Origin of the sequence: Marinobacter sp., from assembly GCF_041984545.1 — a bacterium.
In the GTDB taxonomy this organism is placed as follows: domain Bacteria; phylum Pseudomonadota; class Gammaproteobacteria; order Pseudomonadales; family Oleiphilaceae; genus Marinobacter.
The window spans coordinates 1-501 of the sequence record NZ_JBHIXV010000126.1; the positions used below are offsets into that span (position 1 = coordinate 1).

The 501-nt window shown below is 42.7% G+C and carries 1 protein-coding gene; it reads right to left on the reverse strand.

The window, feature by feature from the left end:
- Positions 1–308 (reverse strand): hypothetical protein (locus ACFC20_RS17860; RefSeq protein WP_375194155.1); only part of this gene is annotated, 308 nt, incomplete at its 3' end.
- Positions 309–501: the final 193 nt, after the last annotated feature.

Genomic DNA, 501 nt, shown 5'->3' on the forward strand with positions numbered 1-501 from the left:
GGTTCAAAATTGTTCCTAGATGAAGAATAGTTAAGGCCCGCCACCAAACCTGCTACGTTGGCCGAAATCACCATCCTATTATCTTTCGCTCTTTGCGTATCAGCATTTAATGCAGATTTGAAAGCTAGAGACATCATTGAGGTCATCATGGCTACGAAACCCTCTTGGTCTTTGGCCTCTTGCTGGAGGACGCTGGTGAGCGAGTCTGAGTAGCTCTCGCAGAGTAAGCTTTTTAGTTCGTGATCAGGCTCTGCTGTCGCAGTCGCGCTGACGAGGAGGAGAACAACAATTTTTGACAACGATTTCATTTCTTAGCAACTCCTTGCCTTATAAATTGCGCTAATCATAGTTCTCGTAACGAAGGTAATCTGCATTTAATAGGTTTTTTTATTGTTAAATGACTAACCTCTTGGTTACCTCGTGTAAATGAATCGTGAAGAACTACTCCTAACCCGAATTTCTCATAAGGGGATAAAAGAAAGCGGCTGAAAGTGCTATGAT